The 482-nt window shown below is 59.1% G+C and carries 1 protein-coding gene; it reads left to right on the forward strand.

Going from position 1 to position 482, the window contains the following annotated elements; genetic code table 11:
* A partial coding sequence (locus PY649_RS34840) for a porin (RefSeq protein ID WP_285873620.1) occupies window positions 1–482 on the forward strand: 482 nt, incomplete at its 5' end.

The following is a 482-nucleotide window of genomic DNA, read 5'->3' on the forward strand; positions in this document are numbered from 1 at the left end:
AGCAGAACCACTACGCTCCTAACGTCGTTGCTGGTGCCGGCTACAAGGCTGGTGCATGGCAGTTCCGCGTCGTCGGTGGTTATGACTCCATCGTCGAAGAAGGCGCTGTCAAGGCTCGTATCGACGCCACGTTCGGTGCGTTCACGGCCTTCTTGATGGGCGGCTGGAACACGGACGGCTCCAAGCTGAACCAGTATGCCGGCTCGAACCTGGACCCGTCGGCTTGCCCGGCTGACCGTGGCGATCTCTGCGGCTGGGGTGACTGGGCTGTTTGGGGTGGCGTTGGCTACAAGATCAGCGACAAGCTGAAGTGGAACGTACAGCTCGCCTACACCGACTCGAAGATCTTCGAAGCCACGACGAACCTCAAGTTCAACCCGGTCAAGAACCTCCTCGTCGAGCCGGAAGTTACCTACACCAACTTCGATTCTGTGAACCAGGATCAGTGGGCTGGTATCCTCCGCTTCCAGCGCAGCTTCTAA

This window comes from Rhizobium mayense (assembly GCF_030272705.1).
Classification (GTDB): domain Bacteria; phylum Pseudomonadota; class Alphaproteobacteria; order Rhizobiales; family Rhizobiaceae; genus Rhizobium; species Rhizobium mayense.